The 1510-nt window shown below is 40.3% G+C and carries 3 protein-coding genes; 1 reads left to right on the top strand and 2 read right to left on the bottom strand.

Features of this window, described 5'->3' with window-relative positions:
* Positions 1 to 51: 51 nt before the first annotated feature.
* Entirely contained in the window at positions 52 to 129 is a 78-nt protein-coding gene (gene prli42, locus LD39_RS23965) for a stressosome-associated protein Prli42 (RefSeq protein ID WP_156112706.1), read from the top strand.
* Between the two features lie 51 nt (positions 130 to 180).
* On the opposite strand, the gene LD39_RS20870 is transcribed toward prli42, so the two are convergent.
* A complete protein-coding gene (locus tag LD39_RS20870) occupies positions 181 to 705 on the bottom strand; it encodes a L,D-transpeptidase (protein ID WP_035553372.1) in 525 nt (174 codons plus the stop codon).
* Positions 706 to 749: 44 nt separating this feature from the next.
* Positions 750 to 1510: aromatic acid exporter family protein (locus tag LD39_RS20865; RefSeq protein ID WP_035553369.1), on the bottom strand; the 761-nt coding region annotated here is incomplete at its 5' end.

Raw genomic sequence — 1510 nt, 5'->3', positions numbered from 1 at the left:
AAACAACAAAAACAACCACTGAAGAAGAAAAGATCTAAACGTGAGCGCCGAATGAAGGTCATCATTTATTTGATGATCATATCCATGGTACTGTCCACACTACTTGCAGGTGCAAGTTTCTTCTTATAAAAACATTCTATAATTATTTAAAGCCGAGGGGGGATAACCCCCTCGGCTTTTTTATGATGGCGATAGTGAGAGTAAACGTTCCAGCTTTCTCTTTTCCCACTGACCATATATTTCATTCATTTTTTGTTCGCTGCTTACAATCACTACCTCTGCACCTGAAGGAACGAGATCAAAAAGCCTTTCTACATCCTCATTTTCCAACCTTATGCATCCAGCAGAAACAGACTTTCCTATTGATTCTGGCTGATTTGTTCCATGTATGCCATAAATCCTTCCATCCGTTCCCCTTGCATCGAAGCCGATCCAACGACTCCCAAGTGGATTGCGAGGATCTCCTCCGGGAATATTTTTCTTTCGATAATAAGGATTTTTAGCTTTCACCTTAATTTGAAACTGTCCTTCTGGGGTTAATTCCTTTGTTTTGCCAATAGCTGCTGGAGCATGAAAGACCTCTTTACCACTTTGAATCAAAGCAACTTCATGAGTAGTTTTATTAACGATGACAACAGGTTCTGCCGTTACATGAGGAGTTAAGAATGAACCCGTTAGGAGAAACAGGAGTGTGAAGATCTGCATGTGAAAAACTCCTTTTAATGCAAGTTTCCCCTTTCATTGCAGACCTATACATCACTCTTCTTGAAAGATCTTTTGATAATCAGATACTGCTCGATTTCATTCAGCAAATGGAAAAGACTCGCTCTAACTTCAAACTCTTCACGGGATTCCGGAAGCCTCGTATTACGAAATTCTTGTTTCAATTCTTTCAATTTTTTTAAGTAAATCACTGCAGTATTGCCAGGGTGTACCGCACCAGCGAGGTCATCAAAGAAACTGGCAATCGACTGTCTCTGGTCGTATTCTGTTGAAATCCTGCTGACAAGTGGAAGCATTCGCTCCAGTAGTTCAAACTGCTTCGTCCTCATATGAAAATAATGATAATAGCGATTATGCGTTCGCAATAGGTGATTCTCTACATCTCTGAAGGACAACGACTTTGCTTTCTCAAGCAAAGTAGCTGTGTACGTCAATTCTTGTCCCGTCCACGTGTCGTTTCCTTCCCTTAAATACTTTGCTAGTTCTTGAAGGATGACGGAAAAGTTCTGCTCGACATCACGTTGATATTCCTCCAGTTTGTTTTCTAAACTTGGCATGTACAAGTTTAATATAAGAGCCGTACCAATTCCGACGATGATCAGAAGGATTTCATTCCATACCGTTCCCCAACCGATATTTCCCGAACCGTATAGATGCAGGATAATAACAGAACTTGTCACGATGCCTGGTGTTATTTTCAACCATACCGTTACGGGAATGAACGCAAACAACATAAGTCCTATGGATAATGGATGGTAACCAATAAGTTCAAAAAAAACAAACGAAA

This window comes from Halobacillus sp. BBL2006, from assembly GCF_000786645.1.
In the GTDB taxonomy this organism is placed as follows: Bacteria; Bacillota; Bacilli; order Bacillales; family Halobacillaceae; genus Halobacillus.
The sequence above is the reverse complement of the archived record's forward strand: the minus strand, read 5'-3'. Positions and strand labels throughout refer to the sequence as shown.